Annotated in this window: 22 protein-coding genes and 1 other RNA gene; 11 read left to right on the plus strand and 12 right to left on the minus strand. The window is 40.4% G+C overall.

Annotation, left to right across the window (positions count from 1 at the left end; translation table 11 throughout):
- Positions 1-264 precede the first annotated feature (264 nt).
- The gene (locus P3J6_RS18875; RefSeq protein WP_232735512.1) at positions 265-492 is read left to right on the plus strand and encodes a hypothetical protein; all 228 of its coding nucleotides are present in this window, start codon (positions 265-267) and stop codon (positions 490-492) included.
- 129 nt (positions 493-621) lie between these two features.
- The gene (locus P3J6_RS18880) at positions 622-930 is read left to right on the plus strand and encodes an IS110 family transposase (RefSeq protein WP_232735513.1); all 309 of its coding nucleotides are present in this window, start codon (positions 622-624) and stop codon (positions 928-930) included.
- Positions 931-1,810: 880 nt separating this feature from the next.
- On the opposite strand, the gene P3J6_RS15185 is transcribed toward P3J6_RS18880, so the two are convergent.
- Together P3J6_RS15185 and P3J6_RS15190 are read right to left on the minus strand one after the other, a co-directional pair.
- On the minus strand, positions 1,811-2,425 hold the full coding sequence (locus P3J6_RS15185; RefSeq protein WP_138605015.1) for a response regulator: 615 nt from the start codon (positions 2,423-2,425) through the stop codon (positions 1,811-1,813).
- Positions 2,403-3,548 carry a sensor histidine kinase gene (locus P3J6_RS15190; protein WP_198523462.1) on the minus strand — a complete coding sequence of 382 codons (1,146 nt, stop codon included), beginning with the start codon at positions 3,546-3,548 and terminating at the stop codon, positions 2,403-2,405. The genes P3J6_RS15185 and P3J6_RS15190 overlap by 23 nt, the downstream gene beginning before the upstream one ends.
- Before the next feature lie 150 nt (positions 3,549-3,698).
- Here P3J6_RS15190 and P3J6_RS15195 point away from each other — a divergent pair, with 150 nt between their 5' ends.
- Together P3J6_RS15195 and P3J6_RS15200 are read left to right on the plus strand one after the other, a co-directional pair.
- Complete coding sequence (locus P3J6_RS15195) at positions 3,699-4,868, plus strand: acyltransferase family protein (RefSeq protein WP_198523463.1); 1,170 nt, start codon at positions 3,699-3,701, stop codon at positions 4,866-4,868.
- A 53-nt stretch (positions 4,869-4,921) separates the two neighbouring features.
- A complete protein-coding gene (locus P3J6_RS15200; RefSeq protein ID WP_198523464.1) occupies positions 4,922-5,221 on the plus strand; it encodes a hypothetical protein in 300 nt (99 codons plus the stop codon).
- A gap of 432 nt (positions 5,222-5,653) precedes the next feature.
- Here P3J6_RS15200 and P3J6_RS15205 read toward each other — a convergent pair whose 3' ends face one another.
- From P3J6_RS15205 to P3J6_RS15215, 3 genes are all read right to left on the minus strand, one after another.
- On the minus strand, positions 5,654-6,241 hold the full coding sequence (locus P3J6_RS15205) for a hypothetical protein (protein WP_198523465.1): 588 nt from the start codon (positions 6,239-6,241) through the stop codon (positions 5,654-5,656).
- Between the two features lie 406 nt (positions 6,242-6,647).
- Positions 6,648-6,744, minus strand: an RNA gene (ffs, locus tag P3J6_RS15210) — signal recognition particle sRNA small type.
- Positions 6,745-6,883: 139 nt separating this feature from the next.
- The gene (locus P3J6_RS15215) at positions 6,884-7,762 is read right to left on the minus strand and encodes a DUF3014 domain-containing protein (RefSeq protein ID WP_198523466.1); all 879 of its coding nucleotides are present in this window, start codon (positions 7,760-7,762) and stop codon (positions 6,884-6,886) included.
- Between the two features lie 172 nt (positions 7,763-7,934).
- On the opposite strand from P3J6_RS15215, the gene P3J6_RS15220 reads away from it, so the two are divergent.
- Positions 7,935-9,080: a patatin-like phospholipase family protein gene (locus tag P3J6_RS15220; protein ID WP_010388160.1), complete on the plus strand. Its 1,146-nt coding sequence runs from the start codon at positions 7,935-7,937 to the stop codon at positions 9,078-9,080.
- A gap of 10 nt (positions 9,081-9,090) precedes the next feature.
- Here P3J6_RS15220 and P3J6_RS15225 read toward each other — a convergent pair whose 3' ends face one another.
- Entirely contained in the window at positions 9,091-11,064 is a 1,974-nt protein-coding gene (locus P3J6_RS15225; protein ID WP_198523467.1) for a monovalent cation:proton antiporter-2 (CPA2) family protein, read from the minus strand.
- A 126-nt stretch (positions 11,065-11,190) separates the two neighbouring features.
- On the opposite strand from P3J6_RS15225, the gene P3J6_RS15230 reads away from it, so the two are divergent.
- Entirely contained in the window at positions 11,191-12,087 is an 897-nt protein-coding gene (locus P3J6_RS15230) for a GGDEF domain-containing protein (RefSeq protein WP_198523468.1), read from the plus strand.
- A gap of 57 nt (positions 12,088-12,144) precedes the next feature.
- Here P3J6_RS15230 and P3J6_RS15235 read toward each other — a convergent pair whose 3' ends face one another.
- The 6 genes from P3J6_RS15235 to lpxB form a co-directional block, all read right to left on the minus strand.
- Positions 12,145-12,486 (minus strand): hypothetical protein, encoded by a 342-nt coding sequence (locus tag P3J6_RS15235; RefSeq protein ID WP_198523469.1) that lies wholly within the window; start codon positions 12,484-12,486, stop codon positions 12,145-12,147.
- Positions 12,483-13,793 (minus strand): tRNA lysidine(34) synthetase TilS, encoded by a 1,311-nt coding sequence (gene tilS / locus P3J6_RS15240; protein ID WP_198523470.1) that lies wholly within the window; start codon positions 13,791-13,793, stop codon positions 12,483-12,485. The genes P3J6_RS15235 and tilS overlap by 4 nt, the downstream gene beginning before the upstream one ends.
- A gap of 122 nt (positions 13,794-13,915) precedes the next feature.
- The gene (accA, locus tag P3J6_RS15245; RefSeq protein ID WP_008110950.1) at positions 13,916-14,872 is read right to left on the minus strand and encodes an acetyl-CoA carboxylase carboxyl transferase subunit alpha; all 957 of its coding nucleotides are present in this window, start codon (positions 14,870-14,872) and stop codon (positions 13,916-13,918) included.
- Between the two features lie 16 nt (positions 14,873-14,888).
- Entirely contained in the window at positions 14,889-18,380 is a 3,492-nt protein-coding gene (gene dnaE / locus P3J6_RS15250) for a DNA polymerase III subunit alpha (protein ID WP_198523471.1), read from the minus strand.
- A gap of 2 nt (positions 18,381-18,382) precedes the next feature.
- Positions 18,383-18,982, minus strand: coding sequence for a ribonuclease HII (gene rnhB / locus P3J6_RS15255; protein WP_198523472.1), 600 nt, complete (start codon positions 18,980-18,982; stop codon positions 18,383-18,385).
- On the minus strand, positions 18,972-20,129 hold the full coding sequence (gene lpxB / locus P3J6_RS15260) for a lipid-A-disaccharide synthase (RefSeq protein ID WP_008110958.1): 1,158 nt from the start codon (positions 20,127-20,129) through the stop codon (positions 18,972-18,974). The genes rnhB and lpxB overlap by 11 nt, the downstream gene beginning before the upstream one ends.
- A gap of 293 nt (positions 20,130-20,422) precedes the next feature.
- On the opposite strand from lpxB, the gene P3J6_RS15265 reads away from it, so the two are divergent.
- From P3J6_RS15265 to cydC, 5 genes are read left to right on the plus strand one after another with little or no spacing between them, the layout of a single operon-like run.
- Positions 20,423-22,006, plus strand: a complete 1,584-nt coding sequence (locus P3J6_RS15265; RefSeq protein ID WP_198523473.1) for a cytochrome ubiquinol oxidase subunit I — start codon at positions 20,423-20,425, stop codon at positions 22,004-22,006.
- Positions 22,003-23,142 (plus strand): cytochrome d ubiquinol oxidase subunit II, encoded by a 1,140-nt coding sequence (gene cydB, locus P3J6_RS15270; RefSeq protein WP_332871412.1) that lies wholly within the window; start codon positions 22,003-22,005, stop codon positions 23,140-23,142. Before P3J6_RS15265 ends, cydB begins: the two co-directional genes overlap by 4 nt.
- A 12-nt stretch (positions 23,143-23,154) precedes the next feature.
- Positions 23,155-23,319: a cytochrome bd-I oxidase subunit CydX gene (cydX, locus tag P3J6_RS15275; RefSeq protein WP_008110965.1), complete on the plus strand. Its 165-nt coding sequence runs from the start codon at positions 23,155-23,157 to the stop codon at positions 23,317-23,319.
- Positions 23,309-25,084 (plus strand): thiol reductant ABC exporter subunit CydD, encoded by a 1,776-nt coding sequence (gene cydD, locus P3J6_RS15280; RefSeq protein ID WP_198523474.1) that lies wholly within the window; start codon positions 23,309-23,311, stop codon positions 25,082-25,084. Before cydX ends, cydD begins: the two co-directional genes overlap by 11 nt.
- Positions 25,077-26,813, plus strand: coding sequence for a thiol reductant ABC exporter subunit CydC (gene cydC, locus P3J6_RS15285; protein WP_198523475.1), 1,737 nt, complete (start codon positions 25,077-25,079; stop codon positions 26,811-26,813). Before cydD ends, cydC begins: the two co-directional genes overlap by 8 nt.
- Positions 26,814-26,825 lie beyond the last annotated feature (12 nt).

The following is a 26,825-nucleotide window of genomic DNA, read 5'->3' on the forward strand; positions in this document are numbered from 1 at the left end:
GAATTTTAATACACCCAATGTTGTTTGAAGTGTAAGTTGGCATAGGATTGAAGCTTATAATGGCATAAAGTTACTAAATACAGGCTTTATGTAGCTAACCACTTAATAATACAGCCCAGTTTAGTTGACTGCTCTGTGCCTTGAGCAGACCTTGAAAATCTTTAATGTCCAAAATCAAGATTTGATAATCATATAGAAAGCTTCTCGAGTTTTTCGATACAGTTGTGTTGACCAAAACATAAACTGTATTTCGAGGAGCTTGGTATGAAACTATATGGTGGAATTGACTTGTATTCAAAAAATTTTGTTGTTGCTATCATTAGTGAACAAGGTGAAACACTTACCGTTAAGCGTTTAAATAATGACATGTCTGTCATTTTACCTTTTCTAAGTCCTTATAAAGACAACTTAAAAGAGCTTGTTGTCGAATCAACATTTAATTGGTACTGGTTAGTCGACGCTTTAATGGATACAGAATTTAAAGTCCACTAAAAACTTATTATCAGTACAAAGTTGCTACATGCGACATCTTGGATATAAGCTCAGTAGCAACAAAATAAAACAAATGGCCGCTATCAGAAAAGGCGTTGATACTGAGCAGGTACATGCAGACTTTGCTCAATGAGTACAGCACTGCCAGTCATTTCTAACCTCTCATTAATACGCTGTGCTCAACAGCAAATTAATGTGATAGAAGGCACTATTTTAAAACAAACATCACTCTCCCCTGAGTTTATGACCCTAACCAGTATTGATGGAATTGGGAATACCTTAGCACTGACCATTATGTTAGAGACAGGCACTATTAAACGTTTTAATAGCCCAGGGAATTTCTCATCGTATTGTCGCTGTGTTAAAGGAGCAAGGTACAGTAATGGAAAGAAAAAAGGCGCTACGAATCAGAAGAATGGTAATCGTTATTTAGCGTGAGCTTTTACTGAGGCCGCTAATTTTGCCATTCGGTACAACCCGACAATCAAAAAATATTATCAACGAAAACTGGCTAAAACGAACCAAGTTATCGCAATTAAAACGGTTGCGTATAAGCTCGCAAGAGCCTGTTATCACAGGCTTAAAGATAATGTTCCATTTGATGAACACAAGGCTTTTTCTTAGCGACGAAAAAACAAATTAGGTTAATGTGTTGAGCTAGTAATGGGGTTGGTAAAACCACTAGATTTGATTGAGCCTGCACGTTAACCGCTCATATTTTAAATACTGGATATGCCCAATGTTTGAGCCACCAAGGGCTGGTTATGTTCAAGCATAAACCACAGAATTGTTAAAGCGCAGTTTGTAAACACAGCCAGAAACTGGACTAACATTGGTACTAAACGATGACTGAGGCGAAAGCCAAGGGCATTAATTAATCATCAATAATGCTTAATTAAACTGCCTAAATTCATATCGCGTTTTTTACCTAAGCCATAGTACATATTCACACCAATCGACGTTATTACTAGGTGCGTAGTCATATTTAAATTGAGTTTAAACAATAAAAAACACTTAGTTTTTGAATAAAAGATCAAGGAAACACAGCTGCCTGCTTGACCGGAACTTTCTAATGGGTGACCCCATTCACTTCAAAAATATTAAAGGATGGTTGGTGGCAACTAAATTATGACCTTGAACTAAATTCTTCACCTGAATTTAAGATAGAAAAAATCAGTATCTTTAAAAAAGTTTTATCAACTCATCTAAAAAACGTGGATGCTCCAACAATTGTTTTTAGCTATTCCTTTCTTTTTTATTGGTGGTATACCTTGGTTAGTTTGGGGTGTTTCCGTGCAAATTTGATGCTGTTCGCGTGTTAAATTAGGTTTTGATTAATGGCTTTTATAACGGCCTGAGTGCGGTCTTCTACCTCTAACTTAGCAAGGATTTGTGACACATGATTACGAATAGTCCCCTCAGAGTTATCTAATTTTTTGGCAATCACTTTGTTCGACATGCCTAAAGACAAACACTGCAATACGGTTTGTTCTTTGCCTGTTAAGCAGAGCTGAGGGCTTAACTGCTTTTTGAGTAAAAAATCAGTCACCGCACTTTGCAATACTCGCTCACCTGCAACGACCTGCTTGATAGCGCTAATAAGTTCTTCAAGCTCAATGTTTTTAAGCACATACCCACGAGCACCTAGATTAAGGGCTTTGACTAATACATCACAATCTTCAAATGTGGTAATGATCAGCACAGGGGTTTTATCACCCTTTTCACGCATTTTTTGCAGCACGCCGAGCCCATCTAAATTCGGCATTCTCATATCGAGTAAAGCAATGTCAAAACTATGCTCAGCTAATAGTGCAAGCGCTTGTAAGCCATCTTCAGCTTGGGCTTCTATATTAATGGCGCTATCGAGGTTAAGTAAATTAGCGAGGCCTAAACGAACTAAGGTCTGATCTTCAACTAGTAGACACTTTATCATGGCTTTTTTCTTCTAAATTTAGTGGCAGTGTCATGGTATTGATCAGTGTTTCTTGCTCAAGGTGTTGTGAAAATTCACCGCCAAATTGTGCCATTCGCTCATTTAATCCTGCTAGTCCATTCCCTTGTTTTGGTAAATGGGTCTCTGGCTGATTATGATACGCCTTTGCAATTAACAGCGGCTGTTGGCCAACGTGGGTGACATTTACATGCAAAGTAAAATGGTTTGCTTGGGTATGTTTAAGGGTGTTGCTGATCATCTCTTGGGTAAACCGCAATACACACAGGGTATCGTCTTGAGGAAGCTGCTCTGTCTCCTTACTTAGTTGGAGATCACAGTGTAAATTAGGTGTCAGTTCGCAAATGGCCTCAAGAGCTTGCTTAAGAATCGTTTTGTCATTGCGTTGAGTGGAAACGATTTCGCGCACCTCAGCCAATACTTCTTGGCTAAGTTGGTGGCAAAGAGAGAGGGTTTCAACGGTGGCTTCATTTGCTGCTCTTTTAGCAAAATCTAAATTAATGCTGAGCGCGGTAAGCTTATGGCCGAGTGAGTCATGGAGCTCGCGTGATATATTTTGTCGCTCTTGCGCTGCATGCATCGCCCCCATCATGTGTTGGGTGGCTTTTAACTCTTTGTAGTTTTGGCGGGATTGGTAATGTGTATTTAAACTTTCGACAATACGCCGGCTAACAAACCAATTCATCAAGCAAAAGAAAAACCAAATTGTAAACGTGATCCAAGGAATGCCATTTTCCCAACGCGCATAATGCGTTAAACCATACACCAGCATGGCGGCCACAACGCAAGCCAGTATTTTAGGAAGCGAAAAATGAGGACTAAAAACCGCGGTAAACATCACTAGGTGGATAAAAACTAAGGATGTTGAACTCAGTTGTATCATTGCCAAAATAAGCAGGAAATAGCCAAGTGCTACGCCGTGAACAAATTTGTTAGGCTGTTTTAACACATACAGCAAAATAGCTAAAATGGAACCACTTACTATGATTTGCAAATATAGCGCTAATTCTGAGTTGGCATAATAGGCACACGCCGATGTCACTCCAAGCCACGATGCCAATGTTGAGAAATGCCAATCGGTTGTATGTCGTATAGTTGATTCCATTACTGTGGCCATATTTTTTTAGCAATTATTGCAGAACTCGCGTTGTAAAAACAGTGACATCTGTCATAGCTCGGGCTATGAGCTTTGTGACTAGTGCCATGAAACCTCATTCATTTATGCTTTATTAATAAAAAATAGTTGGGCACATTAATGAATAAAGGCAGTCGATTACATTACATTGATAATTTACGCAGCCTCGCGCTATTGCTCGGCATCGTATTTCATGCCGCTTTAGCCTACAGTCCGTTCTTTGGCAATATTTGGTTTACGGCAGACTCAAGCACACATGGTCTATTTGATTATATTACGCATACGCTGCACTTATTTCGGATGCCGTTATTTTTTATTATTGCGGGGTTTTGCAGTGCACTTTTAATAGATAAATCGAGCAACGCGCGCTTTTTACATCATCGCAGTAAACATATTCTACTGCCTTTTATTGTATTTTTACCTTTAAGTTTTGCCGTTTACTACCATGCATTGAGTTTTGGAGCCGGTATAGCTAATCCAATACCGCCGATTTTTGCTGTGTTTAAAGTTATTAAAGAGCCTGTTGTTAGCACTATGCACTTATGGTTTTTGTGGAACTTATTCCAGTTTTGCTTAATTCACTGGTTGTTGAAAACAACTAACTTATTAGGCAATAAATTCGATGCGCTTAGCGTTCACCCTTTATTTATGTGGGTTGTACTTCCCATCGTGTTAACGTTTTCATTAATGGGGCAATCTATTCCATTTCCTGCTCCTGATAAACTCACGCCACAGTTATGGTCGTATGGTTTTTACGGCAGTTTTTATTGGTTAGGAGTGGGGCTTTATAAAAAACAGCAGCTCATTTGGTCATATCATAAGTACTTATGGCCTCTTATTTTGGGTATTGCAATATCGCTGACTGGTTATTTTTCTTTATTACCAGCCGCGCCAAGCTTAGATGAAGTGATTGCCGCCGCAACTTCGGGGTATTTTGCCGCAGCGGGAGAGCTACATGTATTACATGTTTTATCACAAGGACTGAGTGTTATTTTGTTAACCGCCATAACGTTTTTACTTGGGCATCGTTTTTTAAATCACCAAAGTAAGCTCAGTCGCAGCATCTCAAATGCATCATATTGGATTTATTTAATACATGTGCCAGTGCTGATTTATATTCAGATGCCATTGATTAATACTAATTGGCCAGTTTTAGTAAAGTTTATAGTTAGCGTGGTGGTTACATTGCTTATAGGTCAAATAAGTTATTTATTATTAGTTAAAAATACGTGGCTGGGCGCACTACTTAACGGTAGGCAAACCAAGAGAAAGGTAATACAGTCAGCTTAAATGTCGTTACTTGGTAATGACTTAAAAGCAGCACTACATAAAGGAATACTATTATGCATGCAATAACAATCAAATCGACCATCGCCACGATTCAACAAGGGGCGATTAAAGCCGACGGAAAATTTTGGCTAACCAACACCGATATTCATTTTGCGCCGTTGAATGCACAATTTGGGTTAGGGCCTTATATGTTTGCACGGTGTGAAATTGTAAAAGTGAGTAAGTGCTCTGGTAAAGTTTCGGGTATTTTGCCTTGTACACATGATGCAATTGAAATCGTATTAAAAGATGGTAATAAATATCAATTCATTGTCTCGAATCCAATTGAATGGATTAAATTAATTAACCAATAGTTTAAAGCACAAACGCTGGTAGTCCACAAAAATAACTATTGTTTTAATGTGCCTAATAATACACAATAAAATATATCACTATTTTATTGTGTATATAGTAAGCATATGGATTTTGTAAAAACGCTTTTGATTGACTGCTTCTCGCTCACAAGGGACTGTTAGATAAAATCAAAATTCTCTTTTCAAACTGAGATGTGGGCTACTACAAATATGTTATTAAATTTTTATGTAAGAGAAATTGGTAAAAAACAACCACCAGAAAAGTTGTTAAAGTTTATTGGCATATAGCACCCAGTTTTTTTCAGGCATTAAAAGACCCACATCCATGTGGGTATTGAAATTACTAAAATATAATAGTTGGTTTTTAAAGGTAGTTTTGATTTTCGTTTTATATAACGCGGCCTAAATAATGTTTTCTTTATCTAAATTAACTTAATTAGAAAAAATATTATCGAGATCTTCGTCAATATAAACACCCGTTAATCCATTATCTTCTACAGCAGATTTAAACTTATCTGTACAATACAAACGAGAACCACCCGTAAATTTACTCTTAAAAACAGGCTTATTTTTTACATCATCATTTATTAAAGCAATCTTGATATAATCTAAAGGATAACCATCTAAATATTCGCGTTCACATTTTGCTTCATCTTCTAGTCCAAATGTACGCAAGTTAAAGATTACAATAGGTTCACCATCAGCTTTTGTTTCAATAAACTCACCTAAAGGCGCTAATAAATCTTTTAAAGCTTCATAAGCATTCATCCGAAGAGCGATAAACCCATCCATGATACTTATATCGTAGTTATCTTTTAGATAACCAGGTAAAAAAGGCAACTCATAACCTTCAAGCCAATACGCTAATAAAGAGTCGTTATTCATATGGATATCAAGTAGAAACATGCAAGCATCTTGATTAGATGGCAATATTGGTTGTATTTTTTCAGCGAATGAAAGCATGTCCCACTCAACCATGTCGTAAGAATTAGTAACGGGCTTTAACGAAAACAACTTCATGATTTACTATCCCAATTAGCATTTTCTAGCAGCATAACACTGGCTGGCATCTTATGATTTTTTATTTTCACGCCACGTAATGTATTTATAAAATTAAGCTTATAGATTTTGTTTCTTGAATTAGTAAGCGCCATTCTATTAAGCAATTTTTAAAAGGTATTCAATGAAGGAACCGTGCCTTGAAATGTTTGATTTGTAGCAAAGCCATAATTATTAAAATTAATTTCTATGAAATTTATACTTTCAGTATTTGTATAAGAAATAAAACGCTGTCGGTTGGCTTTACTTTATAAAAACATTAATTGAAAAGAGTTATTCTGATACAAGATTTAAGTAAAATCACTTAAATTACATGAATTAATATTTGAAGGATTATAAGCACCCAAATGAGGAATTTGGGTGGCAGTCTTACCAGCCACATCTCGGCACACACGTCACAAACTGTGGCTGCTCCCTTCCGGGCCTGACCAGGTTCGCCTGCTAGTGTTGCGAGAGGACCAATAAGACTACCATTGAGGGCCTTGGTTGGCGCGATTGAGATTATCTCTACTTTTGCTCTGTTATTCAAGGGATAATCAAAAAAGAAAGTGCGATTGCATACTTCATATACAATCGCAGTCTATTTGGGTGTTAAAGCGATTATTAATTGCTCTCTAACTCAGCTTTTATGTTACGTAGTGCCGCTTTTACTTTTTTCATGTTCTCTGGGCCCATGCGTAAAAGTTGCTTTTGCGCAGCGGGTAATTGCTCCCATTCTGAAAACGCATACTGATAGGTCACTGAATCACGCAATAATGGTAAGCTACCTTTTGGCTCAGGAGTATCAAGTAAAAGATCAATGGCATCTTCAAGTGTTTGAGTAAACTCATCATCACCATAACCAATCTCAGTGTATGCGCTGTTGATCAGCGGTTTATACTCTTCGTATAAACGCACAGTTTGAGCTGCACTCATACTTGTGAGTATTTTTACATACGGGGTATAGCGTTCATAGCTATTAGGGTCAATTGTTAAAATATCCCCTTCGTTTACGCTAAAACCCTCTTCTAATTTTGCAACTGGGGTATGCTTGGTAGCCACTTTGCCTTTTGCTAAATTATCAATAAATACCACGCCACGACGAATAACATCATCATTTAACACTAAGCTCATCGCTACATCCCCCAAATATTCATCTAATTTTGCGATGACTACAGGGTCGCTGTCGTTTAACGCTGGTAAAGGCACAACTTCAGCTTCAGGCTCAACTTCTGGGCGCTGAGCTGGAACGGCTAATTCGGCAGGTTTTTCAGGCTTAACAGGGGGCGCACCTACCACAGGGTCGTTCTCAGGTTTTAGCTCCATAATAGGTTGTTCTTTTACTGGTTCTTCAACCTGCATAACTGTTTTTGGAGCTTCACTTGGTTTTAATAAAGCAAACGCAGCGGCAATAATGATGATTAATAAAATAACCCCAGCAAAGATAAGGTTGTTATTCGGCGGACGTTTTTGAACGTCTGATCCTGATGGTTTATCTGACATACGAACTCCATAAATATAAAAATGCGATACTGTTTAGAGTACTCTAAACAGGTTTAATTCATAACTTACACTAATATTTATTAATGTAGCTAATGTATCCTTTGATTCTTCTAGCTTAAAGACTTACAGTGAATAAATAAAGTAAAGACAGTGAACAGTTTAAATACGTATCATGAAAATTAAGCAAGTCGATCCTAGTAAACCAAAAGTGGCTTTATTACTTACCGGTGGTGGTGCCCGAGCGGCTTACCAAGTGGGCGTGTTAAAAGCATTAGCGCAAAGTATGCCCAGAACTGCCCCACTGCCCTTTAGAGTGATAAATGGAACCTCTGCTGGCGCAATTAATTCTGCGGCGTTAGCGTGTTACGCTTCATGTATGCATTTAGCCGTTAGAAAGCTAGAAACAGTATGGAAAAACTTTTCCACCTCTATGGTATACAAAAGTGACTTTCTGAGTGTATTTGGCCATATTACTCGTAATATTTTAACTAGTTTTCAGTCTGAGCATATAAACCATCCACCAGCGAGTTTGTTAAATAATCGGCCACTTAGAAAACTATTAAACGATATTCTTGATTTACATCGAATTGAACGTAACTTACATCGTGACTATTTAGAGGCGCTGTCGATTACAGCATCTAGTTATACTACTGGTGATTCTGTTGCTTTTTTTCAGTCAAATACACAGCATTCTTGGCAACGAGCAAAGCGCGAGGGTCGCGCTACGCGTATCAATGTTGAGCATTTAATGGCCTCTAGTGCTATTCCTATGGTGTTCCCTAGTGTAAATATTTATAACCACTATTTTGGTGATGGTTCAATACATCAACTTTCACCTTTAAGCCCGTCTATTCACTTAGGGGCAAACAAAATATTTATTATTGGTGTTGAGCAACCCAAGGAACCTCATCCTCCAGGTTACTCTGCGCATTTCCCCGGGCTTTCTGCTGTAGCAGGCCACTTACTCGACAGTGTATTTACCGACACTATGCAATCTGATTTAGAACGATTAGATCGAGTAAATCGTACGCTGGGGTTATTACCCGATAGACAAAAGCATCAAGAGTTAAAACAAATAGACAGCTTTATCATTAACCCCTCGCAAAACTTTAATGCAATTGCAGCGCAATACTATGATGATATGCCTTGGGCAATTAAAGTGTTACTGCGTATGATCGGGGTTAAAAAACGCTCTCAGTCGAGTTTAACCAGTTATTTATTATTTGAAAAACGCTACACCCAGCACTTAATTCAAATTGGATACGAAGATGGTATGAAGCAACTGCCCGAGATGAGAAAGTTTTTAGAGCTAGACTAAGAAGCCACTCTTACTCAATGCCATCAAGTAAGTAATGCTCAACATGCTCTACTCGCCTAGGTTTACCTTGCAACACTAGAATATCATTTGCGTATAATATGGTATGCTCTTGTGGCATCTCTATCTCCTCGCCTTCACGTCGAAGCGCCTTAATTAGCACCTTTCTTTTAGCTAAATTAAGCTCACTAATAGCCTTGTTTACCGCAAATGCTTTATCCGGCAAGGCAATGACATGTAAGTACTCTAAGCGTTCGGGCAAATTGGTATCGCTTTCGATGTTTTCGCCTGCAAAAAAGCTTTGCAATAGCTTATAGCGGTTACGCCTCTCACTACTAACGCGGCGAATTATTCGGCTCATTGGTACACCCGACATAGACAACACATGTGAGACCAGCATTAAGCTTGCCTCTAACGCCTCAGGAACAACCTCAGTGACGCCTAAATCTTTTAAACGCTCTAATTGGCTGTCGTCACGGGTTCTTATAAGTATTTTTACCCTAGGAGCAACCTGCTTTATGGCATCAATCACTATTTGAGTTTGTTGAAATTCCGTAAAAGTAATAATCACTAAGCGTGCTCGCTCTACCCCTGCACACTTTAAAATATCTTTTTGCTCAACATGACCAAACAATAACGGTTCACCCGCCGCTTTTCCTTCTTGCACTAATATGGGATCGCTTTCAATGGCCACATAATCAATAGCCTCTGGCGATAAAAAGCGAGCAATAGTTTGCCCTACCCGAGAAAATCCACATATAACTACATGATTATTATAAAGCGTACTGCTTTGTGGCTCATCTTCATAGGCAAACTTAGCGCGCTCTAACATACCCAGTCGCTTTAAAATAAAGGGGGTTTTATCGATTAAATACGGGGTGAGTGCCATAGAAATTACGCCCATGGCAATTAAAAATGAGACTTGCTCTACACTCAGTAAGTCATGCTGTGCTGCGAGTGCTATTAACACAAAACCAAACTCTCCCATTTGCCATAACATAATAGCGCAGGCTAATGCGTCCTGTTTTCGCTCTCCCATAAGTAAAGACGACACGGTTACTACGGCGATTTTTAAAATTAGAATTCCTAGTAAGGCAACAACAATAATTCCTGCATGATTAACAACAAAGCTGATATCTAGCTGCATACCTACGGTGACAAAAAATAAACCCATTAAAATATCACGAAACGGGCGAATATCCGCTTCTAGCTGATGGCGGTAATGGCTTTCACCAAGCATCATACCCGCTAAAAATGCCCCTAATGCCATTGATAAGCCAAATGAATAAGTAAGTAAACCCGCAAACAAAGCAACTAATAGAGTCGTTAACACGAATAGTTCATCACTTTTTGCTAATGCCACTTCATTAAAAACTTTAGGTAAAACCCATTTTCCAATAGCCCATAACAAAAGGCATACAAACGCCCCTTTAGAAAGTGCGAATAACAAAGCCCAACCAATACCATTTGAGTCATTGCTGGCAAGCAAAGGCAAAATAATCAGTAATGGCACAACGGCAATATCTTGAAATAATAAAACGCCAATTGCCAATTGCCCTCGGCGTTTATTTAAATCGCCGCTCTCTTTTAATAATTTAGCAACTACCGCAGTAGAGGAAAGCATAATAATAATGCCCATGGTAAAACTGGTTAATAAGTTAAAATTTAATAAGTACAGAATCACAATCAGCAGAATACTACTAACAAATACTTGCAACGACCCTAAACCAAATACAATGTTACGCATTGCCATTAGGCGCGATACTGAAAACTCCAAACCTAAGCTAAATAGCAAAAATACAATACCTAGCTCTGCAATAAAGTCTATTTCATGGCTTTGTGTCATCCAGCCGACACCATGACCACCCGCGAATAAACCCACAGCCAAGTATGCCAACACAGGGGGAAGCCCTATGCGCTTAAATAGCCATACAAATAAAACCGCAGCGACTAAAAGTCCAAAAATCTGAGCATTAATACTTTGCAACGCAAACCTTAAAACAATCTATGGAGTGTGACTTAACTATAGCAACCGCATAACTTTCAGCCAGAATAAAAATATGGCACGCAATCTGCTTATTTATAAAAAGTAATACTATAGGGGGAATAAATAGTGGAAAACGTTCATATTTTGACACAACGTATCTCTGGACGCGGTGAATTTTTGCCGTTCTCAGCGGAGCAATACAATAGCAATACACCAACAGCACTACATGAGCTGGCGGCCAAACTGCAAACTAGCCTAGTGCTGGAAGATATTTTAGGTACATTTGCAAGCTTTGCAAAACAACTGCTTAATTTTTCTGGGGTGCACTTTCAATCAGCTCATATTGATGTAAAAACACCTAATAGTGATGTTGAAAACCCAGCCTACTCATTTGATCTAAAAGTGGAAAATGAGCATTTAGGCACACTCACTTATTACACCAAATATCCGCTTAGTGCGGCTATTGAAAAAAAGCTGCAGCACTTTCACAGCGTATTAATATATCCACTGCGAAATGCCATAATGTACAGCCGTGTATTAAAGCTAGCAACTAAAGACTCTTTAACGGGATTAAACAACCGAAGTCAATTTAATGACATGTTACAACAAAAGCTTGAAAATCATAGACGTAACGGCCATCCGTTTAGTTTGATGCTGCTTGATTTAGATAATTTTAAACAAGTAAATGATAACTATGGTCATAAAATTGGCGATGACGTTTTAATAGAATTTGCCACAGTTTTATCTAGTAGTATTAGAGGCACAGATTCAGTATTTCGTTTTGGTGGCGATGAGTTTTCAATACTAATTGAGGACCCCGCTTTTACCACCAATAAAGTGATTGCTGAACGTATCATGCGTTTAGTAAGAAACTCACCGATTATGTCTAAGTACAATGTAACAACCAGTATTGGTTTTACCCTAACTAACAGTGATGATTGCCAAAATGAGATATTTTCTCGTGCGGATAAGGGCTTGTATAAAGCAAAAGCATCTGGGCGAAACTGTGCAAAAGCCTATTAAACAATAAAAGAACATAATATTTGAAAAGCCCAGCCTCCCCCGCTGGGCTTTTTTACGCTACTTTTTTAATATAAAGTATTTGTAAATTAGTAGCATGGTGCAAAAACCAAAAAAGAAGCCACTGAGTAAATTAAGTAATGCCGCAATTGTTGCAAGTGGTGTAAAAAGCACCAACAGTAAAGGCGTACTCACTCCTAAAATGAAAAACACGCCCCCTTTACCCAACCAGTAGGCAAGTAAAATGGCGGCACATACCATGCCACCCAATACAGCGTAGCCGAGGGTAGTAATACTAAGGGTTAAAAATACATTCGCTAAAACCGCAATCAATAGCGTAATTAATATGCCAATGGGTGCCTTATTGATAAGCGACAGCCCAACATGAGCTTGTTGACTCATAATTTATACTCCCAAATTACACCATGTTCATCTTTATGGTTATCACTAACAAAATAACCAACCACTTGCACTAGCTCATCGTTATAAAAAATTAATGGAATATCAGCACGTAGCCAAGGCGCTACTTTTGCATCTTTAAACCAATGTTTAAGCGTATTACTACCTGGTTTTTTGAGTGGTTTAATACGCGCACTATTGCAGTTAAAGCGCACACTAACTTGTTCATCCGTTTTAGGGGCTCGTATACCCACTCCTTGCTGACATGATAATTTTTTTCCGTCACTCAAAACCAGCTCATTACTTATTACCTGCTCAATATTTACGGCTAATGGCTTTGGTTGCACAAAATAAAGTAAACCTTGATGGCGACGTATTTGCCCATCACTTAGCTCAATTTTTATTTGTGCATCAGCTTGTGCATGAATGGCTTGGCTCATTATTTGTGTTAATTGCTTTTGTGAGGGCATAGTGTGGCTAAATAATGCCAGCCACGCGCGTAATACATTAGCAATGCGAATAGCGCTGTAATGAGCCATATTTTGTATATTAAGCGCCTGATGTTGATTAATGCACTGAGCGAGATCTTGCTGGGTATACTCATCCAGTAGTGCTTGCTGCTGCTGTAATAATTCAATACTTCGTGCTGTACACTGCTCAAAACCAGTAAAACGCTCTGCCAACTTAGGCACTATTTGTTGGCGCAAAAAATTACGGTCAAAGTGCTCATTAGCGTTGGATTCATCGGTAATATGGCTAATATTAAATTGCTGGGCAAACGCTTCTATCTCGCTGCGTTTTACCGCCAATAATGGCCTATAGCACTCACGGCCACTTTTAAGTACGCGAGTTTGCTGCATAGCGCCGAGCCCTTTTAAGCCTGAGCCGCGCTTTAAACGAAGTAAAAATGTCTCTACTTGGTCGTTTAAATGCTGGCCTAACAAAATGACACTATCACTTGGGCTGTATTCGTCAAGCGCTTGATAACGAGCTTCGCGAGCCTGCGCTTCAATACTGGTGCGCGATTGCTGCTTAATTATGACGTGTGCCGCTTTAAAATAAATTGAAAGTTGCTCACAACGTGCTTGGCAAAATTGCTGCCAGTGATGGGCGTTATCACTTAAGCCATGATTTACATAAATTGCACTTAAATTTAATTGTGGCCACTGCTCTTTTAACCCATGCATTATCTGCAACAACACCACCGAATCTACGCCACCAGATAAGGCCACAGTAAATGTGAATTGCCCGTTTTCTATATAATGATTAAGGGCTTTTTGTACCTGCAGATAAATTTGTGATGTGTGCATTATTATAACCAATGAGTGAATTGCTAATAACCCGAATAAAAAAGGCTCTACGTTACGGTATATTAAAACAAAAAAAGCCGCATAGGCGGCTTTTTTCTATATTTAGCTACATTTAGCTATGTTTAGCAATAACCAAACGACATTAAACGCTTGTAACGTTGATCAAGCATCTCTTCAAGCGATAACGCTTGTAAGTCTGCTAAATCGCGCTTAAGGCGAACTTTTAAATTACGTGCCATGGCATCATAATTACGGTGTGCGCCGCCTAGCGGCTCATCAACTAGGTTGTTGATTAAATCTAGCTCTTTAACACGCTCGGCTGTTACACCCATTGCTTCTGCTGCAAGTGGCGCTTTATCAGCACTTTTCCATAAAATAGAGGCACAACCTTCTGGTGAAATAACTGAGTAAGTGCTGTATTGCAGCATGTTTACTCTGTCGCCTACACCAATCGCTAATGCACCACCTGAACCACCTTCACCAATAACAGTACAAATTGTAGGTACTTTTAGTGCGGCCATTACTTTTAGGTTACGTGCAATTGCTTCTGACTGACCACGCTCTTCTGCGCCAACACCTGGGTATGCACCTGGGGTGTCGATAAATGTCATGATTGGCATTTTAAAACGCTCAGCCATTTCCATTAAGCGCAATGCTTTACGGTAACCTTCTGGTTTTGGCATGCCAAAATTACGTTTAATTTTTTCAGCAGTACCACGGCCCTTTTGCTGACCGATCACCATAACAGGTTCACCATCTAAACGAGCAACGCCGCCTAAAATTGCAGGGTCGTTAGCAAACGTACGATCACCCGCAAACTCGTCAAATTCCGTAAAAATACGCTCGATATAATCTCGAGTATAAGGACGCAGCGGATGACGTGCTAGCTGTGATACTTGCCAAGCACCAAGTTCAGAGAAAATTTTCTCCTTCATTTGTGCGCTCTTTTCTTTAAGTTTGCTGACTTCCTCTTCTAATCCAAGGTCTAATTCGCCAGCGCGGCTTACATTTTGTAATTCTTCAATTTTTGCTTCTAATTCTGCGATTGGAAGTTCAAAATCAAGATAATTGAGGCTCATGCTCTAAACTACCTAATTAGTTAAATTCTAGTTCTACATTTTGCGCTGCCATCAGCGATAACTTATGAATTAAGTCGTCACTTGGCGTAACACACCATTCGATCCCTAGGGTTAATTGCACCAACGCATCGGGGCGTTGATAATATACCTTGATCGGACACGTTCCCATTTTGTATGGTTCGAGTACTTTTTGTAATTTATCGAAGAAACCAGCCTCGATCTGCACCATATTCAGCGTCATCTTAATCGCTTTTATACGCTTTTCACGCGCCTGAGCAATGGTGTTTATTTCTCTGGCGGTCATTGTAATACCACCAGAGAAGTTATCAAAGCTGACCTGTCCGGATATCACCAAAATATTATTGATTTGCAACATATCTTGGTACATTTCAAACTGTTCTGGAAACAAGCGTACATCAATTCGGGCGCTTTTGTCATCTAAAGTTATCAAGCCCCAGCGATTTCCTTTTTTATTAATTAAGGTTCTCGCGGCAATCACCAAGCCCGCCCCAGTTGAGACTACATCACGGTTAGTGGGCTGCAAATCAATGAGTCGGCCACTAGTATAATGGCCAAGCTCTCGTCGATACTGGTTTATAGGATGGCCAGTTAAATAAAGGCCTAAGGTATCTTTTTCACCATCAAGCCACTGATTATCTGTAAGTGGTGTGGCTTTAATAAACGCTTGTTCTACTTCGTCAGGCTCTGTGGCCAGTAAACCAAACAAGTCACTTTGCCCTAACAGCTCAGCTTTGTTGTGTTGATCGGCTGCGCGCATTGCATCTTTTAAACTTGCCAGCAGCGTTGCTCGCCCTGGTTGGCTTTTTTCTGGTCCTAGCTGATCTAATGCACCTGCATAAATTAATTTTTCGGTGACACGTTTATTTAAGCGCTTTAAATCAACACGCGCACAAAAATCAAATAAATCCTTAAATGGGCCGCCTTTTGCTCGCGCTTCTAATATGGCATCAACGGGGGCTTCACCCACGCCTTTAATTGCTCCTATACCGTAAACAACTTCACCTTGAAGATTAACAGTAAACTTGTATTCACCGGCGTTTACATCGGGCGGTAACAAAGTGAGTTTCATGTTTTCACACTCATCCACCAGCGTTACTATTTTGTCGGTGTTATCCATATCGGCCGACATTACCGCAGCCATAAACTCGGCCGGATAATGGGTTTTCATCCACAGCGTTTGATACGATACCAATGCATAAGCTGCTGAGTGAGATTTGTTAAAACCATAACCCGCGAACTTTTCAACCAAGTCGAATATTTTTATCGCAAGCTCGCCATCAATGCAATTATTACGCGCGCCCTCTTCAAAGGTTGAGCGCTGTTTTGCCATTTCTTCGGGCTTTTTCTTACCCATGGCACGACGTAACATATCGGCGCCGCCTAGTGTATAACCGGCCAGCACCTGCGCTATTTGCATAACTTGTTCTTGATACAAAATAATGCCGTAAGTCGGCTCAAGAATCGGCTTTAAACTTTCGTGTTGATATTGCGCATCGGGGTATGAAATCTCTTCTCTGCCGAGCTTTCGGTCGATGAAGTTATCTACCATGCCTGATTGCAGTGGACCTGGACGGAACAAAGCAACAAGGGCTATCATATCTTCGAAGCAATCGGGCTTTAATCGGCGAACTAGGTCTTTCATGCCGCGTGATTCTAGCTGGAATACGGCGGTGGTTTCAGCGCGCAGCAGTAGTTCTATACTTTTTTTATCATCCAGTGGAATGGTGTTGATATCAACCGGCTGCTTGCCTTCACGCTTTAAGCGCTCGTTGGTCATATCCACTGCCCACTGTAAGATGGTCAGCGTACGTAAGCCTAAAAAGTCAAACTTAACCAAACCAGCAGTTTCTACATCGTTTTTATCAAACTGAGTAACCGGAAACTTGCCTTCATCATCACAATAGAGCGCAGCAAAATCGGTAATCGTGGTCGGCGATATTACAACCCCCCCTGCGTGTTTACCGGCATTACGGGTACACCCCTCAAGAATACGACACATGTCGATTAAGTCTTTAACTTCTTCATCGCCGTCGTAGGCTTCTTGCAAACGAGGTTCAACTTCAAACGCTTTGGCCAAGGTCATTCCCGGATCGCCCGGAATAAGCTTAGAAATACGATCAACAAATCCATAAGGATGACCAAGTACCCGTCCTACATCGCGTATAACCGCTTTGGCCGCCATAGTACCAAAAGTAATAATTTGCGATACCGCATCACGGCCATACAAGGCCGATACGTGATCAATTACTTCATCACGTCTATCCATACAAAAGTCGACGTCAAAGTCGGGCATTGAAACACGTTCTGGATTCAAGAAGCGCTCGAAGAGTAAATCGAACTCTAGTGGATCAAGGTCGGTAATTTTAAGCGCATAAGCTACTAAGGAGCCCGCACCTGAACCACGCCCTGGACCTACAGGAATATTGTTATCTTTACTCCACTGAATAAATTCCATTACGATCAAGAAGTAACCAGGAAATCCCATTTGGTTAATTACATCGAGCTCTATCTTTAAACGCTCATCGTATTCGCCGCGTTTTTCTTGGCGTTCTTGTTCATCAGGAAATAAAAATTGCAGTCGTTCTTCAAGTCCATCTTGTGAGACTTTAACCAAAAACTCATCAATTTTTAATGAGCCTGTGGGATAATCTGGTAGGAAATACTCACCTAATTGAACGGTTACATTACAGCGCTTTGCGATTTCTACGGTATTTTGTAACGCCTCTGGAATATCACTAAATAGCTCTGCCATTTGTTCTGGCGTTTTTAGGTATTGCTCTTGTGAAAAACGCTTTGGTCGGCGTTTATCATCTAGGGTATAACCATCAAAAATAGCCACCCGAATTTCATGGGCTTCAAAGTTTTCTGGCTTTAAAAATACCACTTCATTGGTAGCCACCACTGGCAGTTGCTCTGTGGTTGCAAGCTCCACTGCCATGTGCAAATAATTTTCTTCTTGAGCACGGTTGGTGCGAATAAGCTCAATATAATAATGATCGCTAAAGTGCTGTTTATAAAAGCTTACCACCGACTCAACAATAGCGGGGTTGCCTTTTATTAATGCTTTTCCTAAATCGCCATCTTTAGCACCCGAGAGTATGATGAGCCCCTCTTTTAAATCAACTAACCATTCACGGTCAATCACTGGGCGATGAAACACATGACCACGTTGGTAGGCTTTAGAAATCAATAAAGTAATATTTTTATAGCCAGTGTTATCTTTAGCTAATAACGTTATCCGGCTTGGCTCATCAGGAAACTCAGGACTACGTACCCAAAAATCAGCACCAACAAGTGGCTTGATACCTGCGTTATGCGCTGCGCCATAAAAACGCACTAAACCACAAAAGTTCATTTGATCGGTAATTGCCAGCGCTGGCATTTCAAGCTCTTGTGCTTTAGCGACTATTGGTTTGGTTTTTGCCAAACCATCAACCATCGAAAAGTCTGAGTGCACTCGTAAGTGAACAAAATCAGGAGCTGGCATAATTACTCCTTACCCGAAAGCGCAAGCACACGCTGCACCGGTTTAAAGCTCTTACGATGCTCATCTATAGCGCCGTATTGCTCAAGCGCTGCAAAGTGTGCTTTAGTCGGATACCCTTTATGCCCTGCAAACCCATATTGTGGATAGCGCGCATCAAGTTCAATCATTTCATCATCACGAGCCACTTTTGCTAAAATAGACGCGGCTGAGATTTCAGCGACTAAGCTATCACCCTTAACCACCGCTTGGGCGGGCATAGCTAATTTAGGCAAGCGGTTACCATCTACAAACACAAATTCAGGCACTGTGCTAAGTGCTTCCACTGCGCGACTCATGGCAAGCATAGTGGCTTGTAATATATTTAGCTCATCTATTTCGCTTGGACTACAACGGCCAATGGCGTAACACAGTGCTTTTTCTTGTATTTCAGTGGCTAATAATTGACGTTTTTTATCCGTTAATTTTTTAGAATCGGCCAAGCCTGCGATTGGCTTATTGGGATTTAAAATAACAGCGGCAGTAACCACGTCGCCCACCAGCGGTCCACGACCCACTTCATCTACACCGGCAATTAGGGTTACATTAGGTCGTTCAATTTGCATTTATTAACTCCGCCACTGCATTTGCAGCTTGTTTACTTGCATCTAATCTAATTTTTTCATGTATGGCTAAAAAGCGAGCTTTTAATTCTTTATTGTCACTATTTAGCATAGGGGTAAGTGCTGCTGTTAAATTAGCGACATTACACTCGCTTTGCAAAAACTCTGGCACTAACTCTTCGTCTGCCAATAAATTAGGTAACGAAAAATATTTAATATTAAAGGTAAATAAGGTTTTAAAAATCCAATAACTCAGTGGTTTAATTTTATAACCAACCACCATTGGTTTTTTATATAACATGCCCTCAAGCGTTGCCGTACCTGATGCCAGTAATATGGCATCGGCGGCTTGCATGGCTAAATTTGATTGGCCGTCTAGTAAGTTAACATTGAGTGAGGGCGCTGTGGCATTTAAAATAGCAATAAACTGCGCTTTGCGCTTTTCGTTCACCAGTGGCACAACGACTTTAAGCGCTGGGTTCTGTGCTTGCAACTGAGCCGCTGTTTTTATGTAGGTTTCACTTAACAAGCCCACTTCTGAGCCCCGGCTCCCGGGTAATAACGCTAACACCTTGTCATCAGCATTTAAGCCTAGTTGGCTACGGGCTTGGCTATCGTCGTGCTCAAGTGCAATGTCGTCGGCTAATGTGTGGCCTACAAAAGTACAAGGTACTTGGTGCTTGTCGTAAAATTCTTTCTCAAAAGGTAATAAAGCCAATACTAAGTTAGTGGCTGCACTTATAGTGTGAATGCGTTTTTCACGCCACGCCCACACTGAAGGGCTAACGTATTGCACAGTTTTAATACCCGCATCTTTTAACGGTTTTTCTACACGTAAATTAAAATCGGGCGCGTCAATGCCTATAAACACATCAGGAGGATTATCAATAAAATGCTGCACAAGTTGTTTGCGAATTTTTAGTAAACGCGGTAAACGGCCAAGGACTTCAACCAACCCCATAACCGACAGTTCATCCATATCAAACAGCGTTTTGCAGCCTTGAGCTTGCATTTTAGGACCTGCAATACCTTCAAAAATTGCATCAGGAAAATGCGCTTTAAGCGCTTTTATGAGCCCTTCACCTAAAATATCGCCCGACAGTTCACCTGCCACAATACCAATTCGTAGTTGTTTTTTATCTTTTTTCATTTGCTATTTTTTCACAAGTAAACCCGGCGTTCATACCGATTAGTTTACCGTGTTTTAAGGCTAGGTTAAACGCTTAAAACGCACCACTTTTTTCTAGCTTACTCTTAATTGATGATTGCGTATTTTATAGACTGATGTAATGTCATAGTATATTAAAGTTTTCTAATATACATGTTGACAAAAATTGTACAAACGCCAATAATGATGCAAACTTTCAGAAATTACTGAAAGTTCATTAAAAAAATTAACAATTGCTTTGTGCTGTCACTGCATCACAACCAAAGGAGCCAAAAATGATAGATGAAACCTTTGTGGATCTATCGCGATTACAGTTTGCTGTCACCGCTCTATTTCATTTTTTATTTGTGCCGTTAACAATCGGTATGACCTGGATTTTAGTTATTATGGAATCGGTTTATGTTATGACCGGTCGCGAGATTTATCGTGATATGACTAAGTTTTGGGGCAAGTTATTTGGTATTAACTTTGCTATTGGTGTGGCTACCGGCCTCACCATGGAATTTGAGTTTGGTACTAACTGGTCGTATTACTCTCATTATGTGGGTGATGTATTTGGTGCACCACTAGCTATTGAAGGCTTAATGGCCTTCTTTTTAGAGTCAACCTTTGTGGGGATGTTCTTTTTAGGTTGGGACAGGCTCTCTAAACGCCAGCATTTAGGGGTAACATTTTTAATGGCGCTGGGCACTAATATGTCTGCGCTATGGATTTTAGTTGCTAATGCGTGGATGCAAAACCCAGTCGGGGCAGAGTTTAACTATCAAACCATGCGTATGGAAATGACTAGTTTTGCAGAGCTAGTATTTAACCCTGTAGCTCAAGTTAAGTTTATTCATACTGTGTCTGCAGGTTATGTTGCGGCGTCTATGTTTGTGCTTGGGATTAGTAGCTGGTACATATTAAAAGGACGTGATTTGGCATTTGCTAAACGTTCGTTCTCGGTGGCATCAGGCTTTGGTTTAGCCTCTATTTTATGTGTTATTTTACTCGGTGATGAATCTGGCTACGAAGTCGGTGAAGTACAAAAAGTAAAACTCGCGACCATTGAAGCTGAATGGCATACCGAAGAAGCCCCCGCAGCTTTTACCATGCTTGGTATTCCTGACTCTGAAGAGCAAGTAACTCATGCTGCGGTTAAAATTCCTTACGCATTAGGTATTATTGCAACGCGCTCACTTGATGAACAAGTGGTTGGTATTTCAGATCTTGAGAAAAAACACGAGAAGCGTATTCGCAATGGCATGATTGCTTATGAATACCTAGAAAAACTTCGCGCAGGTGACGATACCCCTGCAAATATCGAAAAGTTTGATAACGTGAAAGATGATTTAGGCTATGGCCTATTACTGAAACGTTATACCCCTAACGTGGTAGATGCCAGTGAGGCACAAATACAACAAGCCGTTAAAGACTCCTTCCCTAAAGTGGGTCCTATGTTTTGGTCATTTAGGATTATGGTTGGCTGTGGTGTAATTATGCTTGGCGTGTTTATTCTCTCTTTTTATTACAACGCACATCGTATTATTGAACAAAAGCGTTGGTTGTTGTGGGCGGCGGTATTGAGCATTCCTCTGCCTTGGATTGCTATTGAATTTGGTTGGATTGTGGCTGAATATGGCCGCCAGCCATGGGCTATTTCTGAAGTATTACCGACCTTTTTAGCAACGTCATCGCTGACGGTAAATGATATTTTAATTAGCTTGACCGGTTTTATTGTTTTCTATACTGGATTGGCAATTGTTGAAGCATGGTTAATGATTAAATTTATTAAGCAAGGCCCAAGCTCCCTTCATACCGGTAAGTACCATTTTGAATTACCTGATCACAGCACGGCTGCTAAAGGAGAACTATCATGATTTTTGATTATGAAACATTAAAAATGCTCTGGTGGTTAATTATTGGTGTGCTGTTAATTGGTTTTGCCATTACCGATGGTATGGACATGGGCGTTGCTATGTTACTGCGCTTTGTGGGCAAAACAGACAGTGAACGGCGTACCGTTATTAATACCATTGGTGCCCACTGGGATGGTAACCAAGTATGGTTTATTACTGCAGGCGGTGCCTTGTTTGCAGCGTGGCCTATGGTTTATGCGGCAGCGTTTTCTGGTTTTTACTTTGCCATGATGCTGGTGTTATTTGCATTATTTTTTAGGCCTCTTGGCTTTGATTATCGCTCTAAAGTTGACTCTAAACGCTGGCGTAATAACTGGGACTGGGGCTTATTCGCCGGCAGTGCCATACCTGCCCTAGTATTTGGTGTCGCGTTTGGTAACTTGTTTTTAGGCGTGCCGTTTCATATCGATAATTTATTAAGAGTCAGCTATCAAGGGTCGTTTTTTGCTTTACTTAATCCGTTTGCGCTCATTGCCGGCTTGGTTAGTATTACTATGTTAGTGGCACATGCGGGCATGTGGTTACAACTGCGAACCGCTGATCAAGTTGCTGAGCGCTCAGGACAATATGGTCGCTACTCATTACTTGCCTTTATAGTGTTATTTGCGGCAGCTGGTGTGTGGGTTGCCAACCTAACGGGCTATCAAATTGCCTCTATGGGTGACACCCAAGGCCATGCAGATCCACTGGCTAAAGTAGTTACCACTGCTCAAGGCGCATGGCTTAATAACTACAGTGAGCGTTCATGGACAATGACCTTCCCTATTTTGGCATTTGCGATGGCACTGTGTGCACTCCTGTTTTCTAAATTGAATAAGCCCGCTTTGGGATTATTAGCAACCAGTGTGATGTTAATTGGGGTGATTATGACTGCGGGCGTATCGTTATTTCCGTTTATTATGCCTTCAAGCAATAACCCTGATATTAGCTTAACAATTTGGGATGCGGTATCGAGCCACAGAACACTCAATGTTATGTTTATTGCTGTGGTTATATTTGTGCCACTCATTTTAGCCTACACCACCTGGTGTTATGTGAAAATGTGGCGCAGAGTGACCGTTGATGAAATTGAAAATAACCCTCACGGCAGTTATTAAGGAGACTAAATTATGTGGTATTTCGCGTGGATTTTAGGTGTACTGCTTGCTTGTACCTTAGGCGTTATAAACGTGATGTGGTATGAATTTCATCAAAATAAAAACAGCATTGCTGATGATGAACAAGCCACCCATGATTTATTAAACGAGCATAATACAAATCACAATGACGACTAATCCCCGACCAAATCGCGCGCAGCAACAACCCCTGCGCGCTTTTTTAAAACAGCAGAGTAAACCGGCGGCAATGTGGTTAAAGCTAAGCATTGCACTTGGAACAGTTAATGCGATTTTTATGATTGCAGGAGCTTACTTACTCGCGCAAACCATTCATGAGGTGATGCTTGAAGGGCATAGTTTAGCCCAAGTAACCCACTATTTATGGCCTTTAGCGGGTATTATTTTACTGCGCGCCATTTTCTTAGCGTTAAGTGAGCGCTTGAGCGCATTTGCTACCCTTAAAATTAAATCGGCTATTCGCCAAACCTTACTCGATAAACTCACACAACTCGGCCCAAGTTATATAGAGCAACAGGGCCAAGGCGCTACGCTCAACACGCTGCACAATGGCGTAGAAGCACTGCATGACTACTATGCAAAGTACTTACCAGGGGTTGCCTACAGTGCGCTTATTCCTATTGCAATATTAGTGGTTATATTTCCGACCGATTACAAAGCAGGATTAATATTTTTATTAACTGCACCACTTATTCCATTTTTTATGATTTTAGTTGGCCACAAAGCCGAGGCACTTAATCAAAAACGTTGGCAACAACTGGCAGTGTTAGGTAACTACTTTTTTGATCGCGTACAAGGGCTTACTCAACTAAAATTATTTAATGCCACACGCAAAGAGCTTAAACAAATCGCGCGTATTTCCGATGACTTTAGACACGCAACGCTGAACGTGTTAAAAATTGCTTTTTTATCCTCTTTTGCTCTGGAATTTTTAGCTACAATTAGTGTGGCACTGGTAGCGGTAATTATTGGCTTTAGATTATTTTTTGGCACCCTAGATTTTGCTACTGGCTTTGTAGTGCTGTTACTAGCACCTGAATTTTATTTACCCCTTCGCCAATTAGGCAGCCATTACCATGCACGCCTGCAGGGAATTAGTGCTGCTGCAGATATGTTGATTATTTTAAATGCACCACTGCCCGAAAATGATGATAGCCACACAGCAAAGATCAATGTTAATGCTAGTAGAGCTATAAGCATCCATGAGCTCAACTTTAGTTACCCTAATAGCAATGAGGGAATAAATAATATTAATTTAACCCTGCCAAGCACAGGACTAGTAGCCATTGTCGGAGCTAGCGGCTCAGGTAAGAGCACCCTACTTGATTGCATGCTTGGTTTTCACCCAGAAGTAATACAACACATATCCATTGGACAACAACCATTGACGACAGCGGATATAAGCCAATTACAACAAAACATTGCATGGATCCCACAAAAGCCAACCTTATTTTACGACACCCTAGCCGCCAACATAAAATTAGGTAACCCAGACGCTTCATATGAAGCACTTGTATATGCTGCAGAGCAAGCAGGTGCGCTGGAATTTATTAACGAGCTACCCGATGGGTTTAACACCTTAATAGGTGAGCAAGGTGAAGGGCTATCTGGCGGGCAAAAACAGCGTATAGCATTAGCTCGTGCATTTTTAAAACACGCCCCTATTCTAATGCTCGATGAGCCAACCGCTCATTTAGACAGTCAAACTGAACAGCTCATTCAAAACGCAATTGCTGAGTATGCAAAAAACCACTTGGTGATCACCATCGCACATCGCTTAAATACAGTAAAAAATGCTAAGCAACTTATCGTTATGGAAAACGGCTGTATCGTTCAACAAGGCGATTTTAAAGCGCTCAGCCAGCAATCTGGCGAATTTGCAAAGCTGCTAAAAACAGCAAAACAAGGGGTAACTAATGGCTAATTTTATTCGTTTACTCAAATTGTGCCGCCCTCATTATAAAGCGATGCTTTTAGGGACGTTTCTAGCGTCACTCACGGTGCTAGCTAATGTAGGCTTACTCGCTATTTCAGGCTGGTTTTTAGCTTCTATGGCAGCCGCAGGAATTGCCAGCGTCCATATGAACTACTTTACCCCAGCTGGCACCATCCGCTTTTTAGCGATTGTGCGCACCGCCTCACGTTACGCTGAACGCTTAGTTACTCACAACGCCACATTTTTATTGTTAAGTGAAATACGAGTAAACATGTTCGCCACTCTCAGCAAGCTCAATAACCTTGATTTAGCTATGAGCCGCAGTGCCGATTTAGTTAATCGCTTGCAAAACGATGTAGACGCATTAGATAAGTTTTATTTAAATGTGTTGCTGCCGATGTTAGTAGCTTTACTGACTGTGCCTATTATTATGCTGTTTATGTCAGCCTACAATGTAAATGTCGCCCTTATTTGTTTTGTTGGGATTATTATTATTGGGGTGATTATACCGGCAATATTAAGTAAGCAATTAGATAAAAATAGTCACCAAGAAACCTTACTTAGTGCACAACTTAGAGCAGAGCTATCAGACACCCTTACGGGCCTTAGAGAACTAAATATTTATCAAGCTCGAAACCAACAACTCACTAAGTGTGATCTGTTAAGTGAGCAGTATAATCAGCAATTATTTATTCGTCATAAGGCTCTTGGCAACGCTGATGGCTTAAGCTTACTCATAGTGCAATTAGCTATGCTTTCCAGCATTGTTACTATTGTGCCGCTAGTGTTTAGCGGTGCTATGGTCAATGTAGAGCTGGCGATGTTGAGCCTGTTTGTGCTTGCCAGCTTTGAAAGCGTATTGTTACTGCCTAACGCCTTTATTGAGCTTCCTTATGTACTAAAAGCAGCTGAGCGACTCTTTATTCTTGAAGACAAAACGCTTAGCACAAACAATGTATCAACCACAGATATTGAGCTATTAAATAAGCACTGGGCTTTGTCGTTAAATAATGTCAGCTATCACTATGGCCAAAAGCAGGCATTAAATAATGTGAGTTTTGAGCTCCCCGCGAAGCAAAAAGTGGCTATTGTTGGTAGAAGCGGCAGTGGTAAAACTACCTTAGTGAATTTGCTCAGTAGTTTATGGCCACTGCAGCAAGGAACAATAAACTTACAAAGCGACAAAGAAATCATAAGCCTGCATGATTTAAATAATGAGAGTCGTGCAAAGACATTAAATATTTTAGCTCAGCAGCATCATATTTTTGATGGCACATTAAGCGAAAACCTTGCTTATGCAGCTCCCGATGCAACCTCGCAACAAATGATAGCAGCATTAACACAGGCAGAACTTGGTGGTTGGTTCTCTGAGCTCAAACAAGGGCTGAAAACCCGTTTAGGTACCGGCGGGCGAAATGTGTCTCAAGGTCAATCAAGACGTATAGCCTTGGCACAGGCCCTGCTGCAAAAACCCGCCATTTTAGTACTCGATGAACCGACTGAAGGGCTCGATAATATCTCTAAACAAGCTGTTATGAACAGTGTTTTACAACTGAAAGAGCACGCCAGTGTATTAACAATTACTCATGATCCAGCGTTGTTATCGCAAATGGATAGTGTCATCTGGTTAGATAGCGGACAAATCATCGCTCAAGGTTCACATCAACAATTGCTCAATGAACACCCTGACTATGTGGCGTTAACAACCCGCTTTTAGCCCTTAGCAGTA

Origin of the sequence: Pseudoalteromonas sp. 3J6, assembly GCF_903995135.1 — a bacterium.
Taxonomy (GTDB): domain Bacteria; phylum Pseudomonadota; class Gammaproteobacteria; order Enterobacterales; family Alteromonadaceae; genus Pseudoalteromonas.

Excerpts from the sequence above, each read along its gene's own strand:
- P3J6_RS15200 (WP_198523464.1), top strand. The coding sequence starts at position 4,922 with ATGCATGCAATAACAATCAAATCGACCATCGCCACGATTCAACAAGGG.
- cydX (WP_008110965.1), top strand. The coding sequence starts at position 23,155 with ATGTGGTATTTCGCGTGGATTTTAGGTGTACTGCTTGCTTGTACCTTA.
- accA (WP_008110950.1), bottom strand. The coding sequence starts at position 14,872 with ATGAGCCTCAATTATCTTGATTTTGAACTTCCAATCGCAGAATTAGAA.
- cydB (WP_332871412.1), top strand. The coding sequence starts at position 22,003 with ATGATTTTTGATTATGAAACATTAAAAATGCTCTGGTGGTTAATTATT.
- P3J6_RS15235 (WP_198523469.1), bottom strand. The coding sequence starts at position 12,486 with ATGAGTCAACAAGCTCATGTTGGGCTGTCGCTTATCAATAAGGCACCC.
- cydD (WP_198523474.1), top strand. The coding sequence starts at position 23,309 with ATGACGACTAATCCCCGACCAAATCGCGCGCAGCAACAACCCCTGCGC.
- lpxB (WP_008110958.1), bottom strand. The coding sequence starts at position 20,129 with ATGAAAAAAGATAAAAAACAACTACGAATTGGTATTGTGGCAGGTGAA.
- tilS (WP_198523470.1), bottom strand. The coding sequence starts at position 13,793 with ATGCACACATCACAAATTTATCTGCAGGTACAAAAAGCCCTTAATCAT.
- P3J6_RS15220 (WP_010388160.1), top strand. The coding sequence starts at position 7,935 with ATGAAAATTAAGCAAGTCGATCCTAGTAAACCAAAAGTGGCTTTATTA.
- rnhB (WP_198523472.1), bottom strand. The coding sequence starts at position 18,982 with ATGCAAATTGAACGACCTAATGTAACCCTAATTGCCGGTGTAGATGAA.
- P3J6_RS15205 (WP_198523465.1), bottom strand. The coding sequence starts at position 6,241 with ATGAAGTTGTTTTCGTTAAAGCCCGTTACTAATTCTTACGACATGGTT.
- cydC (WP_198523475.1), top strand. The coding sequence starts at position 25,077 with ATGGCTAATTTTATTCGTTTACTCAAATTGTGCCGCCCTCATTATAAA.
- P3J6_RS15190 (WP_198523462.1), bottom strand. The coding sequence starts at position 3,548 with ATGGAATCAACTATACGACATACAACCGATTGGCATTTCTCAACATTG.
- dnaE (WP_198523471.1), bottom strand. The coding sequence starts at position 18,380 with ATGCCAGCTCCTGATTTTGTTCACTTACGAGTGCACTCAGACTTTTCG.
- P3J6_RS15185 (WP_138605015.1), bottom strand. The coding sequence starts at position 2,425 with ATGATAAAGTGTCTACTAGTTGAAGATCAGACCTTAGTTCGTTTAGGC.
- P3J6_RS18875 (WP_232735512.1), top strand. The coding sequence starts at position 265 with ATGAAACTATATGGTGGAATTGACTTGTATTCAAAAAATTTTGTTGTT.
- P3J6_RS18880 (WP_232735513.1), top strand. The coding sequence starts at position 622 with ATGAGTACAGCACTGCCAGTCATTTCTAACCTCTCATTAATACGCTGT.
- P3J6_RS15195 (WP_198523463.1), top strand. The coding sequence starts at position 3,699 with ATGAATAAAGGCAGTCGATTACATTACATTGATAATTTACGCAGCCTC.
- P3J6_RS15215 (WP_198523466.1), bottom strand. The coding sequence starts at position 7,762 with ATGTCAGATAAACCATCAGGATCAGACGTTCAAAAACGTCCGCCGAAT.
- P3J6_RS15265 (WP_198523473.1), top strand. The coding sequence starts at position 20,423 with ATGATAGATGAAACCTTTGTGGATCTATCGCGATTACAGTTTGCTGTC.